The sequence below is a fragment of the Xenorhabdus sp. XBWT genome, from assembly GCF_059072735.1.
Window position 1 is genome coordinate 464,804 of the sequence record NZ_CM180990.1, and the last position, 14,126, is coordinate 478,929.

The 14,126-nt window shown below is 43.8% G+C and carries 14 protein-coding genes; 8 read left to right on the plus strand and 6 right to left on the minus strand.

Features of this window, described 5'->3' with window-relative positions:
• Positions 1–762: 762 nt before the first annotated feature.
• Positions 763–1,428, minus strand: coding sequence for a 7-cyano-7-deazaguanine/7-aminomethyl-7-deazaguanine transporter (locus tag AC5JQI_RS01985; protein WP_493913544.1), 666 nt, complete (start codon positions 1,426–1,428; stop codon positions 763–765).
• A gap of 170 nt (positions 1,429–1,598) precedes the next feature.
• On the opposite strand from AC5JQI_RS01985, the gene tusA reads away from it, so the two are divergent.
• Entirely contained in the window at positions 1,599–1,853 is a 255-nt protein-coding gene (gene tusA, locus AC5JQI_RS01990; RefSeq protein WP_493913545.1) for a sulfurtransferase TusA, read from the plus strand.
• 209 nt (positions 1,854–2,062) lie between these two features.
• Here tusA and AC5JQI_RS01995 read toward each other — a convergent pair whose 3' ends face one another.
• The 4 genes from AC5JQI_RS01995 to rsmD all read right to left on the minus strand — a co-directional run bounded on the left by AC5JQI_RS01995 (position 2,063) and on the right by rsmD (position 6,239).
• Positions 2,063–4,303: a zinc/cadmium/mercury/lead-transporting ATPase gene (locus AC5JQI_RS01995; RefSeq protein ID WP_493913546.1), complete on the minus strand. Its 2,241-nt coding sequence runs from the start codon at positions 4,301–4,303 to the stop codon at positions 2,063–2,065.
• Between the two features lie 193 nt (positions 4,304–4,496).
• Positions 4,497–5,123, minus strand: coding sequence for a lysoplasmalogenase (locus AC5JQI_RS02000; protein ID WP_493913547.1), 627 nt, complete (start codon positions 5,121–5,123; stop codon positions 4,497–4,499).
• A gap of 226 nt (positions 5,124–5,349) precedes the next feature.
• On the minus strand, positions 5,350–5,619 hold the full coding sequence (locus tag AC5JQI_RS02005) for a DUF1145 family protein (RefSeq protein WP_092548321.1): 270 nt from the start codon (positions 5,617–5,619) through the stop codon (positions 5,350–5,352).
• Positions 5,620–5,648: 29 nt separating this feature from the next.
• Entirely contained in the window at positions 5,649–6,239 is a 591-nt protein-coding gene (gene rsmD, locus AC5JQI_RS02010; protein WP_493913548.1) for a 16S rRNA (guanine(966)-N(2))-methyltransferase, read from the minus strand.
• Between the two features lie 231 nt (positions 6,240–6,470).
• Here rsmD and ftsY point away from each other — a divergent pair, with 231 nt between their 5' ends.
• From ftsY to AC5JQI_RS02040, 6 genes are all read left to right on the plus strand, one after another.
• Positions 6,471–7,916, plus strand: a complete 1,446-nt coding sequence (ftsY, locus tag AC5JQI_RS02015) for a signal recognition particle-docking protein FtsY (protein ID WP_493913549.1) — start codon at positions 6,471–6,473, stop codon at positions 7,914–7,916.
• 6 nt (positions 7,917–7,922) lie between these two features.
• Positions 7,923–8,588 carry a cell division ATP-binding protein FtsE gene (ftsE, locus tag AC5JQI_RS02020; RefSeq protein ID WP_493913550.1) on the plus strand — a complete coding sequence of 222 codons (666 nt, stop codon included), beginning with the start codon at positions 7,923–7,925 and terminating at the stop codon, positions 8,586–8,588.
• Positions 8,581–9,561 carry a permease-like cell division protein FtsX gene (gene ftsX, locus AC5JQI_RS02025; protein WP_493913551.1) on the plus strand — a complete coding sequence of 327 codons (981 nt, stop codon included), beginning with the start codon at positions 8,581–8,583 and terminating at the stop codon, positions 9,559–9,561. Before ftsE ends, ftsX begins: the two co-directional genes overlap by 8 nt.
• 213 nt (positions 9,562–9,774) lie before the next feature.
• Positions 9,775–10,629: an RNA polymerase sigma factor RpoH gene (rpoH, locus tag AC5JQI_RS02030; protein WP_237386991.1), complete on the plus strand. Its 855-nt coding sequence runs from the start codon at positions 9,775–9,777 to the stop codon at positions 10,627–10,629.
• Between the two features lie 55 nt (positions 10,630–10,684).
• Positions 10,685–10,879, plus strand: a complete 195-nt coding sequence (locus tag AC5JQI_RS02035; RefSeq protein WP_493913552.1) for a hypothetical protein — start codon at positions 10,685–10,687, stop codon at positions 10,877–10,879.
• Positions 10,879–12,012, plus strand: coding sequence for a glycerate kinase (locus AC5JQI_RS02040; protein ID WP_493913553.1), 1,134 nt, complete (start codon positions 10,879–10,881; stop codon positions 12,010–12,012). The genes AC5JQI_RS02035 and AC5JQI_RS02040 overlap by 1 nt, the downstream gene beginning before the upstream one ends.
• Before the next feature lie 246 nt (positions 12,013–12,258).
• Here the strand turns inward: AC5JQI_RS02040 and AC5JQI_RS02045 are convergent, their stop codons facing one another.
• Positions 12,259–13,434 carry an MFS transporter gene (locus tag AC5JQI_RS02045; RefSeq protein WP_493913554.1) on the minus strand — a complete coding sequence of 392 codons (1,176 nt, stop codon included), beginning with the start codon at positions 13,432–13,434 and terminating at the stop codon, positions 12,259–12,261.
• Between the two features lie 32 nt (positions 13,435–13,466).
• Here AC5JQI_RS02045 and AC5JQI_RS02050 point away from each other — a divergent pair, with 32 nt between their 5' ends.
• Positions 13,467–14,093, plus strand: a complete 627-nt coding sequence (locus AC5JQI_RS02050) for a MarR family transcriptional regulator (protein WP_493913555.1) — start codon at positions 13,467–13,469, stop codon at positions 14,091–14,093.
• Positions 14,094–14,126: the final 33 nt, after the last annotated feature.

Sequence of the window (14,126 nt, forward strand, 5' to 3'; positions counted from 1 at the left end):
TTTTAACGGAAAAGACAGATGTGCTTTTTCTTTTTAAGACTGCGTTTTTCAAGATTTTTTTATATCATCCTTAGTTTTATTTGGTACAAGAATATATACCGAATAGATTTTAAAATGCCCATTAGTGGAAATAAAATCAATTGCATACCGTGACCTGAGTGAATTGGTCCAGATAATTAAAGAGACAATTTGAAAGACTAAAGGTATAGATTCTCTATCTGAGATTATACTCTAAACTTCAATTTACCGGTCATGAGATGCAAGCAGCTTATTAGCTTTCCGCACCACGGGAAAATAATAAATGCATCTTGAAGTATGGCGAGTATATTGGAAAAATATTTTTAACGATATATTTAAAATATCATGGGATGACTCAATAAATATTATTGTGGCAATCTATTTCATAGGTTTTTTTATCATTGAGGAAGAAAATAACCATATATACACTTTATAAACTTTAAGTTGCAGCTTGTAAGATGAAAGCAGACTATTATTCCCTCGCGTTGTCTGCTCTTAGTCTCTGAAATGTGGCCAATAGGATAGTCTCGTTGCGGAGAGATAATAAATGCATCCTGAAGTACGGCAGGTAGAATGTCAATATAATAATTGGCTAAATTTCATCCAGAATGCTTTTAAGGTCTTACATCGTAAGGTAAAGCAAAACAGAGCAAAACATGGACTGTAATATGAATTCTGATTTGAAGTGTGCGTTTGAAATATCGGAATTTTTCCCCCTCTCGATTTAGAGAGGGAAAGGCTATATCAGGCTTGAGGCAGAATATTCTTTTCTGTTCCAGAGAAAAAATATTTTATTATTAAATTCAACATAAATCCGTAAGCAGGCAGGAAAAAAAGCATACAGATAAATAGCTTGAACGCATAATCCACCAAGGCAATTTCTACCCAATGTGTTGCCATGAACGTATCGGTACTGCGGTAAAAGGCAATAAAGAAAAAGGCCAGTGTATCGAGCATATTACCGAAAAACATGGCGGTAGCCGGCGCTATCCACCAGCGGTGTTGTTGGCGCAGTCGGTTGAAGACACTAACATCCAATATTTGTCCAAGGACATAGGCCATAAAGCTGGCTGCTGCAATACGGGCGACAAACAGGTTGAACGTTCCCAATGCTTCGAATCCCTGCCATGTTCCCTGAAAAAATAGCGCTGAAATCAGGTAAGAGATCAGTAATGCGGGAAGCATCACGGAGATAATGATCCGTCGAGCCAATGGCGCACCATAAATCCGCACAGTCAGATCAGTTGCCAAGAAGATAAAGGGAAATGTAAATGCTCCCCAAGTGGTGTGAAAACCAAAAATGGAAATGGGTAATTGCACCAGATAATTACTGGAAGTAATGATCAAAACGTGGAAGAGCGAAAGCCAGATCAATGCAGTGATCCGCTGTTGTGGGGTCAATTGGAACATATTGTACCTTTTTGCTGAATGGGGTGAGGGAACCCAAAAAAATAAACGTGCCTGAAAGATCAGGGAGATAAATCATACTCGTCTTGCGAAACAAAAGTAAAGTACGGTAGTTGACGATATTTTGTAATATAATCCACCGCCATAGATTGTTTGAACTTACAGAGATTTTTATGTCAGATATTTTTGCCAATCCTGACAAAACGCTTGATACGTCAGGATTACGTTGCCCAGAGCCTGTAATGATGGTGCGTAAGACCGTCCGCCATATGACTGCGGGTCAGACGTTATTGATCATCGCGGATGATCCGGCGACAACCCGTGATATTCCAGGGTTTTGTCATTTTATGGATCATGCATTGGTGGCGCAGGAAATAGCGCAAACACCTTATCGGTATCTGCTCAGAAAAAACGAAAATATTGGATAATTGAGAAAATACAAAGCGATTTTCTGGCAGAAAAAAGCAAGCATGCTATGCTTTAAATATGGCAGTTAGTTTCGACTTATTTGTTTACTGAATGCCATATTTCCTTTTTCCTTAATAGCAATTTTTAGTAATTGTAATTTTGAAAAGGTGCAAGGTATGCACCTTTTCGATTTGTTCTTTTTTCTATCAGCAGTTCCACCTGTTATTTATCACTTCTGCGACTTTATTCTCAACAGCCGGATAGCGTTGGCGGTGACCAGCGCGGTAGCACCGGAATCAGCCAGAACTGCCATCCATAGCCCAGTGATACCCAATAGACTCGTGATAAGGAATATTGCCTTTAAACCCAGCGCAATGGTGATATTCTGGCGGATATTGTAATGGGTTGTCCGGGACAGAGCGATAATTTCAGGTAATCCGGTCAGACGGTTATGTGTCAGAGCGGCATCGGCAGTTTCCAGAGCAACGTCAGTACCGCTGCCCATGGCGACACCGATACTGGCCGCTTTCATGGCTGGGGCATCGTTGATACCATCTCCGACCATCATAGTACGGTGTTTCTGGTTCAACTCAGTAACCGCTTGCACTTTATCTTCAGGCAATAACCCTGCACGATAATTTATTTCTAACTGACTGGCGATGGCCGCCGCCGCCCTGGGATTGTCACCCGTTAACATAACCGCGTTTATACCTTGTTTTTTCAGAGTTTGGATGGCATCTATGGCATCCTGACGCAGAGTATCCTGCATGGCAATCAAGCCCATAAATTGCTCATCCTGCATGACTGCAACCGCAGTTTTGCCACTGCTTTCCAGTTCGGTAACCCTTTGTTTCCATTCAGAAGGCAAGGTATTTTCGGGTAATCGTGCAGGAGCGGTGACTAAAACTCTCTTCCCCGACAATTGCCCTTCAACCCCAATCCCTGCAAGCGCTTTGCGGTGTTCGGCCTCAATAATTGTCACTCCTTTGCTTTCAGCCGCGTTAAGGATAGCTTTGGCCAATGGGTGGTGAGAACCGCTTTCTACGGCACCAGCCAGCGCCAGTAGGCTTTCCGTATTGATGCTTGCTACTGGCTCAATCTCAGTAACCTGTGGTTTACCTTCGGTCAGTGTGCCGGTTTTATCCAGTGCGATTGTAGTTATTGCCCCAAGTTGCTCCAATGCTGCTCCACCCTTGATGAGGGAACCTCGGCGGGTTGCCGCTGCCAGAGCGGAAGTAATTGCTGCGGGAGTAGAGATAACCAAAGCACAAGGACAGCCAATCAGTAGCAGGGTCAGACCACGGTAGATCCACGTTTCCCACGATCCGGCAAAGAACAGAGGCGGAATTAGCACGACTAATGCTGAGAATAAGATAATCAGTGGAGTATAGATACGGCTGAATCGGTCGATAAAGCGTTCGATAGGTGCACGACGTTCTTCTGCCTCTTCAATCAATTGGAGAATACGATCAATTGCGTTGTGTCCTGGTTCAGAGACTACCTTCATCTGTACGGCACTATCGACAGAAAGACAGCCAGCAGCGACTTTTTCTCCTTGATGCCGTTCAACGGGAATAGATTCACCAGTTAGGGCACTTTCGTCAAAACTGGCAAATGGACTGAGTAATTCCGCATCGGTGGGTAAACGGGCACCAGGCGCAATCTCAATAATGTCGCCGGGACGCAGATCGGCAGCCGATACGGTTTTTTTCTTGCCATCCTTAACCAATAAGGCTTGATCAGGGACTAAGGCCATCAAAGTACTGACACCGCGACGAGCCCGCCCGGCAGCATAAGATTCCAGAACCTCCCCTAATTTAAACAGTAAGATGACCATTGCGGCTTCGGCGGTGGCATCAATGAACAAGGCACCAATGGCAGCAACACTCATTAACGTTTCAATGGCAAAAGGTGTACCTGAACGAATAAGTTTGACGGCTTTAATCGCAACCGGATATAACCCAATTAGCGTGGTAATGATGAAAGCAATTTGCCCTGCGGGGGTATTGACTGTTGATATCCCCCAGCTGATGAGCATCAAGGCAGTGAGGATCAGGATCGGAGAGAATGTTTTCCAATGATTGGCGGCTGGAGGTAGCTTGGATATTGCATCCGTTGCCTTAATTTCAAAGCCGGCCTGTTTTACGGCTTGTTCAACGGCAGCACGAATATCAACATCAGAATCGACCACCAGTTTTTCTGTTGTAAACAGTACCTTAACCTGTTTAGCCTCCGGAAGTTTGTTTACGGCATTCTCGATTTTTCCTGCGCAACTCGGGCAATCCATACCTTGGATAATCCAGTTAAAGCGTTGATTGGCTGTTAATTCGAGTGGAGTCGTATCCTGTATGGCATGAGCATGATCGTGTGAACAATGCGCACCATCATGGGTGTGGTGATGCTCTTCTTCTTTCTGAGAAGGCAAAGAATTGTGTTCTGATTGCTTATGTTTTCGGGCTGTGGGGGACATAGGCGACCTCTCAAATAGAGTTAATTCTGACTAGTTGAGATTAACTCTACACTCTAGAGTTCACTCTAGAGTCAAACCCGATAAGAGGAATTTTTTTGATAATTTGTGCGATTTCATGATGGAATTTCATTATCAACGTCCTTCCTCTTGGTGCCGTTTGCTCCTTAAGACTTTACGTAATGAGATGAAAAAATTACAAGAACAGCGAACGAATAATCAAAAAGTGCCCTATAAAACCACAGGCAGCCACAATCGCTTTTGATAAATTAAAGGGGAAACGATATCGATCAATAATATTGATGCAATGCGCAAGGAGTAATAGGCCTGCCCCCGCCATAATAGAAAAGCGGTTTTCATTGCCGAGTGCAAAATATTGTTCTCCGGCGACCCAAACCATCAATAATGCCATAATAAAGCTATCTATTATCCGCCAGCGCATATTATCAAGGCGAGTCCAGACAACGAGAATAACTGCGATGCCAACAGCCAGTAAGATGAGTGGAAGCAGGAAGAAGAAACTGAAGCCCATGTGTAAGGCAAAGCTGATGGTATATAACAAGTAACTCAGGAACAGCGTGATAAATGAGAACAGTAGATATTTACTTGGGAGCATTCGGATCGCATCAGAAAGCAAAGCTGTGAGAAGACCTGCAATAATGAGATAACCTGAAGCTTCAAGATTAGGAGCCTGACATGCCCACAATAACAAAAGCAGCATCGTGACAGGGCGGAAAACCCATTGCTGCCAGTTGGTGCCACGATAGGCAGCATCAATATATAACCATCCAGAGAAAAACACAGCAAGAAATGGCCAACTCATATTTTTCCTTTCCTTAATTTTCAATACCCGTTTTATCAGGCAGTTACTATTTATGATGGGATTGGTGTGGAGAGTATACCGATTATCAATATTAATTCGCTATTAACGAATAGATAACGTTTTATTATCAAAAGCAAAGAACGTCAATGAGTAATTATAGAACTACTGATTGACGTTCTTTGTTATTGTTTCCAATAGAAGGTTAAAAATGAACCACTGGTGGGGGTTATTTTTTTTCTCGCTGCTGCTTTTTCTGCCAAGCCAATAATTCAAAAACACCGAAAAAGAAAATTTTGGTTTGAAGAATAGTAGACAGTTTTTGCTCTTTAGGCTGAGAATGCTTTAGCAGTAATAACTGAAAAGAATGCATTACTGCTGTGAATATCATGGCGATATCCATAAAATATCTCAATGGCTTAGGGAACGGGTGAAATAAATTGAAGATCATGATCCCCCAAACAAAAACCATGAGAACTCTTCCTAATTGAATAAACATCATTGACTCCAAAGTAGTGTTTAATCGGGTCAGACACCAGATTGGTAGTGGCGAATATACAATCGGTAAGCAACTTGCCCAGCGATTTTTTCCTTGTGCAGTTGCCAGGTCGCGGGAACTTCTGTCGCAGCAGATTCAGATTCTGCCTCAACATAAATCCAGCTTTCTGCCGCCAGCCAGCCATTACTTTCCAATAAACGGATTGTCTCAGTAAGCATTCCCTTACGAAATGGGGGATCAAGAAAAACCACATCAAATGGTGCTCCTGCCTTACTAAGATATTGTAGAGCATTATCCTGCACAACTTCGGCATTTTCAGCATTCAGCAAGGCTAAATTAGACGATAGTTGTGTGGCCACATGGCGATCATATTCGATTAAAGTTGCGTGTTTTGCGTAACGAGACAAAGCCTCGAATCCGAGTGCTCCGCTGCCTGAAAAACAATCTAGACAACGAGCTTCCTGAATAATAGGCATAAGCCAATTAAAGAGCGTTTCACGGACTCGATCAGTCGTTGGACGTAGACCGTCACTATCAGGAACCGGCAATTTTCTCCCGCGCCATTTACCGCCAATAATACGGATTTGTCCCAATGACGCACGTTGTGGTTTTTTAGCCATAATTTACATAATTTAAATATTTGTCATCCAACGCGATTAAATAATATTTGGCGGAGACAAAGAGTGAATGAGAATGAAGAAACCGATTGATTAATTTACCACGAAATCCGTGATAGATATGTGTTGTGGTGTGATGAAAATGTTAGACTGAATTTTATCACCGTTAGAACCTATCTCAGTGGGCATATTTATTGATAACGCCATAATTAACCGCGAGGAGTGTAGTGGCCGATGGCAAAAGAGAAAAAAAAAGGTTTCTTCTCTTGGTTTGGACTTGGTCGTCAAGAGAAGAAACAAGAAGAAGAACAAGCTGAACAAGAACGATTAGCTGCGGAAGAAGCCGAACAGCAACGTTTAACGGAAGAAACTGCCCGCCGGGCAGCCGAAGAAGCCGAACAGCAACGTTTAACGGAAGAAAATGCCCGCCTGGCAGCTGAAGAAGCCGAACAGCAGCGTTTGACGGAAGAAGCCGCCCGCCGGGCAGCTGAAGAAGCCGAACAGCAGCGTTTAACGGAAGAAACTGCCCGCCGGGCAGCTGAAGAAGCCGAACAGCAGCGTTTGACGGAAGAAGCCGCCCGCCGGGCAGCCGAAGAAGCCGAACAGCAGCGTTTGACGGAAGAAGCCGAACAGCAGCGTTTGACGGAAGAAGCCGCCCGCCGGGCAGCCGAAGAAGCCGAACAGCAGCGTTTAGCGGAAGAAGCCGCCCGTCAGGCCGGGGAGCAAACTGCATTACCTAAAGAACAGGAACGCCCAACCAAAGAAAGCTTCTTTGCTCGTTTGAAGCGCAGTCTGGTTAAAACCCGCCAGAATTTTGGCTCCGGTTTTTTAGGATTATTCCGTGGCAAGAAAATTGACGATGATTTGTTTGAAGAGTTGGAAGAACAGCTACTGATTGCGGATGTGGGTGTCGAAACCACCCGCAAGATCATCACAAGTCTGACAGCTCACGCCAGCCGTAAAGAATTGAAAGATGCAGAAGCGCTTTACTCTAAACTGAAAGAAGAGATGTCAGACATTCTGACGAAAGTTGATAAGCCTTTGGAGATTGAAGGTAAATCACCTTACGTCATTCTGATGGTGGGAGTAAATGGTGTCGGCAAAACAACTACCATTGGTAAATTAGCGCGCCAATACCAATCTCAGGGCAAGTCCGTCATGCTGGCAGCGGGGGATACTTTCCGTGCAGCGGCAGTAGAGCAGTTGCAGGTTTGGGGTGAGCGCAACAAAATCCCTGTTATTTCTCAGCATACGGGAGCAGATCCTGCTTCAGTGATTTTTGATGCCATCCAATCAGCCAAGGCCAAAGGTGTAGATATCTTGATCGCTGATACCGCAGGGCGCTTGCAGAACAAATCTCACTTGATGGAAGAGCTGAAAAAAATCGTTCGTGTGATGAAAAAACTGGACGAAGAGGCTCCACATGAAATTATGCTGACACTGGATGCCAGCACAGGTCAGAACGCAGTAAGTCAGGCTAAACTATTCCATGAAGCGGTGGGATTAACGGGTATTTCACTGACCAAACTGGATGGGACTGCGAAAGGTGGTGTTATCTTCGCCATTGCCAACCAATTTGAGATCCCAATCCGCTACATTGGTGTAGGGGAAGGTATTGAAGATCTCCGTCCATTTAAGGCAGACGATTTTATTGAGGCTCTTTTTGCCAGAGAGGATTAATTATAAATGATTCGCTTTGAACAGGTCAGTAAAGCCTATCTGGGAGGCCGGCAAGCGCTTCAAGGGGTGGATTTTCACCTGCTTCCAGGGGAAATGGCATTTTTAACCGGTCATTCAGGGGCCGGTAAAAGTACGCTTTTAAAACTTATCTGTGGTATCGAACGTCCCAGCGCAGGCCATATTTGGTTTGCTGGTCATGACATCAGTCGATTGAAGTCGCGTGAACTCCCTTTTTTGCGTCGCCAGATCGGTATGATTTTTCAGGATCATCATCTACTGCTGGATCGTACAGTATACGAGAATGTAGCCATGCCTCTGATTATATCAGGGGCAAGTGCTGAGGATATTCGCCGGCGGGTATCTGCAGCACTGGATAAAGTCGGCTTACTGGACAAAGCGAAAAATTTTCCCATCCAGCTTTCCGGGGGTGAACAGCAGCGAGTTGGTATTGCCCGTGCTGTTGTGAACAAACCCACTGTTTTGCTGGCGGATGAGCCGACAGGAAATCTGGATGGTGAATTATCTGAGGGGATCATGCGCCTGTTTGAAGAATTTAACCGCGTTGGCGTGACGGTGTTCATGGCTACTCATGACACCGTCCTTATTGAACGAAGAAACTGCCGTATCCTGACTTTGAATCAGGGGCGTATGCAAGGAGGGCAACATGGTTAAACATGTCCGTCATTCAGCGAAAAAAACGCAGCCCCCCAAACCTAAGTCCAGGTCATTGAAAGGTGGATGGCGTGTGCAGTGGCGCTATGCGTGGAAAAGTACTCTGTCAGATATGTTGCGCCAGCCGTTGGCAACTTTGTTGATTATCATGGTGATTGCCATTTCGTTGACTTTGCCAAGCGTATTTTACATCGTTTGGAAAAATGTGAATCAGGCGGTGGTACAGTGGTATCCTATCCCACAACTGACGGTCTATCTGGATAAGTCCCTGAATGACAATAGCGCCAAAAAAGTTATTGAGCAGCTGAAAGGCACGGATGGCGTCAAATCGGTGAATTATCTTTCCCGTGAAGAAGCAGTAAATGAATTCCGTGCGTGGTCGGGATTTGCTAATGCTCTGGATCTGTTGGAAGAAAACCCTTTGCCGGCAGTTGCCATTATCTCTCCTAAACTGAATTTTCAAGACCCGCAGGTATTGACGGTTTTGCGTGATCAGGTTGCCCAGATTAAAGGCATTGAAGAAGTCAGGATGGATGACAGTTGGTTTGACCGCCTGACCTCGTTGACTGCGCTGATTGGTCAGATTGCTGCCGTAATCGGCATCTTGATGGTGGTTGCGCTGCTTTTGGTTATTGGTAATAGTGTTCGGCTGAGTATTTTCAGCCGTCGTGAAACAATTAACGTGATGAAACTGATTGGTGCGACGGATGGCTTTATTCTGCGCCCTTTCCTCAACGGCGGTGCTTTGCTGGGGATTATGGGAGCTATTTTTTCCCTGATCCTTTCATCCTTATTAGTGTGGAAACTTTCCAATGTTGTCATGGAAGTGGCTGGAGTGTTTGGGACGAGTTTTAAATTGTATGGATTGGGATGGGATGAAGCACTATTGTTAGTCCTTGTTTCAGGAATGATAGGTTGGATTGCTGCATGGTTTGCAACAATTCAGCACTTACGTCGTTTTAGGCCGGAATAAGAATATTTGTTGGTTTTCAGGTGAACTTTTAGGCTTAATCGCTGTCAAAATGACAGTGACAATTTTGTATCGATACCTACACAAATTTGACGATTTGAATATGATCTCTACGATGGTAAAATAGACGTATCTTTGTGCTTGAATAAACCTTATGGGTTGATTCAGACAAATTTGAAAGACCATCAATTTGGATCTGATTTTGAGAGAATTTGAATGACAAAAGAAATGCAAACTTTGGCATTAGTTCCACAAGGTAGTTTGGAAGGGTACATACGTGCTTCCAATGCTTATCCTATGCTCACCGCAGAGGAAGAGAAGGAACTGGCAGAAAGACTGCATTACCAGGGAGATCTGGATGCAGCGAAAAAGCTGATTCTTTCTCACCTGCGCTTCGTTGTTCATGTTGCTCGCAGTTATGCCGGTTATGGTCTGCCACAGGCGGATTTAATTCAGGAAGGTAATATTGGCCTGATGAAAGCTGTTCGCCGATTTAATCCAGAAGTGGGCGTGCGCCTGGTTTCTTTTGCTGTTCACTGGATTAAGGCAGAAATCCATGAATATGTATTGCGTAATTGGCGTATTGTGAAAGTTGCAACGACAAAAGCTCAGCGCAAGCTGTTCTTTAATTTGCGCAAGGCTAAACAACGTTTGGGATGGTTCAATCGGGATGAAGTCGAGCTGGTGGCCAAAGAATTGGGCGTAACCAGCAAAGATGTCCGAGAAATGGAATCCCGTATGTCAGCGCAGGATATGGCATTTGATATGTCTTCTGATGATGACAATGATAGCCAACCTGTAGCACCAGTGCTGTATTTGCAAGATAAGGCTTCTGACTTTGCCGATGGCATTGAAGAAGATAACTGGGAAAACCATGCTGCGGATAAACTTTCTGTAGCAATGGAAGGACTGGATGAACGTAGCCAAGACATCATTCGTGCTCGTTGGCTGGATGATGACAACAAAACCACCTTGCAGGAATTAGCAGATAAATATGGCGTGTCTGCTGAGCGTGTTCGACAGCTGGAAAAAAATGCAATGAAGAAATTGCGATTGGCTATTGAAGCGTAAGCACCCATACTCTTAATGATTAAAAGCGATAATTTTTTATCGCTTTTTTTATTTTATGGCAGCTATTTTCGCTCTGGTTATTACAATTTTGCTGCTGGCATTGCGTCCGGTTGCCAACGAAACATTGGTGGGTTTTGCCATTGCCATCGCCTTCGTCTCAACCTTACTCTTTGAGGTATTAGTTTTCTTGCTGGCAAGAGCTGTCAGGGAATATACGTCAAAGTACCGGGAAAATAGAGAAAATTTGTGATGAAAATTGTGATAGCGCCTGATTCATTTAAGGAAAGTCTGAGTGCCTTACAGGTGTCACTGGCGATCGAGCAGGGATTCCGGCAAATTTTTCCGCAAGCGGATTATATCAAGTTGCCTATGGCGGATGGCGGAGAAGGCACGGTGGACTCACTAGTCGCTGCGACAGGGGGAAAACGTATCTTATGTACAGTCACTGATCCCCTGGGGCAGCCCGTTGAAGCATTTTTTGGTTTACTGGGAGACAGGAAAACCGCAGTGATTGAAATGGCTGCTGCTTCAGGCCTGCATTTGGTGCCAATAGAACAACGCAATCCTCTTATAACGACAAGCTATGGCACGGGGGAACTCATTCTGGCTGCGCTGGAACACGGCGTACAGAAACTGATTTTAGGTATTGGCGGCAGTGCGACCAATGATGGTGGCGCGGGAATGATGCAGGCACTTGGCGCAAATTTAATGGATGGGGACTGTCGTATACTGCCATTTGGTGGGGCAGCCTTAACTCGATTGGAGAGTATAGATTTAACGGGGCTTGATCCTCGCCTCAAACAACTTGAACTCATTGTCGCTTGTGACGTGAATAACCCCCTGTGTGGAGAATTAGGCGCATCAGCGGTGTTTGGTCCACAAAAAGGAGCAACGCCAGAAATGGTTAAAGCTTTGGATTCTGCGTTACACCATTATGGAATGAAGATTGAATCCCTGACCGGCAAAAATGTGATTGATGAAGCAGGTGCGGGAGCGGCAGGAGGGATGGGCGCTTCTTTATTGGGATGTTTGGAAGGAAGGTTGCGTTCAGGTATTGAGATTGTTATCGATACCTTGAAGCTGGAAGAAGCCATTCAGGGAGCGGATTTGGTCATCACGGGAGAAGGCCGCATGGATAGCCAGACCATACACGGAAAAACGCCCATCGGTGTTGCCCGTGTTGCTAAAAAGTTTGGTATTCCTACAATCGCTTTGGTTGGAGGAATGAGCAGGGATTATGATGTTGTCCATCAACATGGGCTGGATGCGGTATTTTCCATTGTAACAGAGGCATGTTCTCTTTCTGATGCCCTTGCCAATGGTGCCGAGAATCTACGGGTAACGGCACGTAATGTTGCTGTGCTTTGGTCTATTTCCCATTGAATGATATGCTATTTTTTAATCTCTTCACACAAGCGACAATTCATTTTGATATTATCAAAAACGACAAATTTCTTAATGAGTTTAACGTTATGAAATAGTTAAAAAACACAACAAAATCAATCGCAAAGCAGGGATAACCAAATAAATAGATTAAAGACCAAAGTAGTATTGGTAGATTTTATTACGATGGTAATGTTGGCACTGACTTGGTTTATCCGTTATTTGTGTATTAGGTGCCCTTACGCTTTATCTCTGAGTCATGATACGGGTAAAAGTAATAGATAAGGCAAGTAACGCAGCCCCGACTAAAAATATCCATTCATAGTGATTATTGAACAACAAAAAACTCCCCACTATTGGGCCGGTCGCCATGCCCATATATCTGATGAAATTATAAAGCCCAATCACGGTAGCGCGCTCTTTTACAAACTTTGCGAGTAGTAATGTAGCGTGCGTAGGAGTTGATAGACCTAAAGTGAAACCGTACAAGGCCGTGACAATAATGAGCGTAGGAATACCAAATTGATATGTCATGGAAAATAGGAAAATTATGGATAAATTCAGCAGGCTACTGATAATCAATGCATTAATATGAGAAAGCCGATGATGGATTAGACGATAGCTATAACTGCCAGCAATCATAGCTAATGACATCGGAATATACATCCAACCAATGTCAGCAGGGCTGAAATGGTATTCACTATTCAGGATAATGGGTAAAAAAGTCAGAAAGCAAAAATAACAATAGAACAGCATAAAGCTAACGAAAAAAACGGATTGCGCAATACGATCTGACAAAATAAGACGAAAATGAAAGGATCCCCTTTGAACATTTTCGGGTTGTCTGGGATGAGTTTCTGGCAACCAAAGCAAGTTACCGATGAATAATAGCCCGCCAATCACCGCGATAAACTGGAAAATAGCAACATATCCATTTAATTCAGCCAAGTAGCCGCCAAGTAATGGCCCAGAAGCTGGGGCAAGTGTAAGTAACATTTGATAGGAACTAATGGCCTTTGCACGATCCTGCCCTTTATACAGATCACCAATAATTGTTGCAGCAATAACAGGGATGGCGGCAATCCCGAGAGCCTGTATTACTCGAAAGAAAATCAGCCAATAGATATCGTGAGTCATAGCACAACCGATGGAGCCGATAACAGAAACAGCAATGGCCGGGAGCAGAACAGCTTTACGCCCTTTACTGTCAGCGAGTGGGCCGTACACGATTTGCATAACAGCTAAAACAAATGTGAATGCTGACACAGTGAGATTAACTAAAGGCAGGGATGTACCAAATAACTCTTTGATGGTGGGTATCAAAGGAGTATAGATATTCTGTGCAAGAGAACCTAATAGGGCACTAAAACACACCAGATAGAAAACCATTTTTATATTGCGAATTGAAGGATGCTGATTCATCTTTTTCTCCATATTGTTTCCAAGGAAACAATATGGAGATTAATAAATTGGTAGATTTTGTAAAGATCTTTTTTCGTCTTCTTTGCTATGATGTCGAAAATCGTTTCTTTAGAAAGTGTGCTCTTTGGGAAAAGAGTTCTTTGGAAAAATCGTTCTTTGGGAAATACAGTTCTTTGGGAATAGTAGTAATGATTAACAGCACTGCTTGTCAACGTGAAATCCTTGCAGCCATTCACCACTTGATACATTTAAGAAATGATGTGAAGCAAGGGCATGATAAAGAGAAACTCCGGGAATATGGAATCAGTGATTATTCACTATCTGAATTGCATGTTATTCAGTGCATTGGAGAGTCGGGGTTATTAAACATCACGGCTATCAGTCAAGCGATGAAAATGACCAAGGGTGCTATCTCGAAAATTTGTGCAAAACTTATTCAACGTGTAATTCTTGAGAAACTGAAAATGGTGGATAACCAGAAAGAGAGCTATTTCAGTTTAACTATTGAAGGTAAGAAAGTATTCGTTGCCCATGAAAAATTACACCGACAGGCGGAAGCGAAATGGCTGCAAATATTGGAAAATTACTCAGTGGAAGAACAGCTGATCATCAAGCAATTTGTTCTGGATGTAGTTGAGACGGTAGATCACTCCCGATAATAAAATGCGCTATGCAGCAATATTAACTGACAA

Excerpts from the sequence above, each read along its gene's own strand:
- AC5JQI_RS01985 (WP_493913544.1), bottom strand. The coding sequence starts at position 1,428 with ATGTTCCAATTGACCCCACAACAGCGGATCACTGCATTGATCTGGCTT.
- tusA (WP_493913545.1), top strand. The coding sequence starts at position 1,599 with ATGTCAGATATTTTTGCCAATCCTGACAAAACGCTTGATACGTCAGGA.
- AC5JQI_RS01995 (WP_493913546.1), bottom strand. The coding sequence starts at position 4,303 with ATGTCCCCCACAGCCCGAAAACATAAGCAATCAGAACACAATTCTTTG.
- AC5JQI_RS02000 (WP_493913547.1), bottom strand. The coding sequence starts at position 5,123 with ATGAGTTGGCCATTTCTTGCTGTGTTTTTCTCTGGATGGTTATATATT.
- AC5JQI_RS02005 (WP_092548321.1), bottom strand. The coding sequence starts at position 5,619 with ATGTTTATTCAATTAGGAAGAGTTCTCATGGTTTTTGTTTGGGGGATC.
- rsmD (WP_493913548.1), bottom strand. The coding sequence starts at position 6,239 with ATGGCTAAAAAACCACAACGTGCGTCATTGGGACAAATCCGTATTATT.
- ftsY (WP_493913549.1), top strand. The coding sequence starts at position 6,471 with ATGGCAAAAGAGAAAAAAAAAGGTTTCTTCTCTTGGTTTGGACTTGGT.
- ftsE (WP_493913550.1), top strand. The coding sequence starts at position 7,923 with ATGATTCGCTTTGAACAGGTCAGTAAAGCCTATCTGGGAGGCCGGCAA.
- ftsX (WP_493913551.1), top strand. The coding sequence starts at position 8,581 with ATGGTTAAACATGTCCGTCATTCAGCGAAAAAAACGCAGCCCCCCAAA.
- rpoH (WP_237386991.1), top strand. The coding sequence starts at position 9,775 with ATGACAAAAGAAATGCAAACTTTGGCATTAGTTCCACAAGGTAGTTTG.
- AC5JQI_RS02035 (WP_493913552.1), top strand. The coding sequence starts at position 10,685 with ATGGCAGCTATTTTCGCTCTGGTTATTACAATTTTGCTGCTGGCATTG.
- AC5JQI_RS02040 (WP_493913553.1), top strand. The coding sequence starts at position 10,879 with ATGAAAATTGTGATAGCGCCTGATTCATTTAAGGAAAGTCTGAGTGCC.
- AC5JQI_RS02045 (WP_493913554.1), bottom strand. The coding sequence starts at position 13,434 with ATGAATCAGCATCCTTCAATTCGCAATATAAAAATGGTTTTCTATCTG.
- AC5JQI_RS02050 (WP_493913555.1), top strand. The coding sequence starts at position 13,467 with ATGGAGATTAATAAATTGGTAGATTTTGTAAAGATCTTTTTTCGTCTT.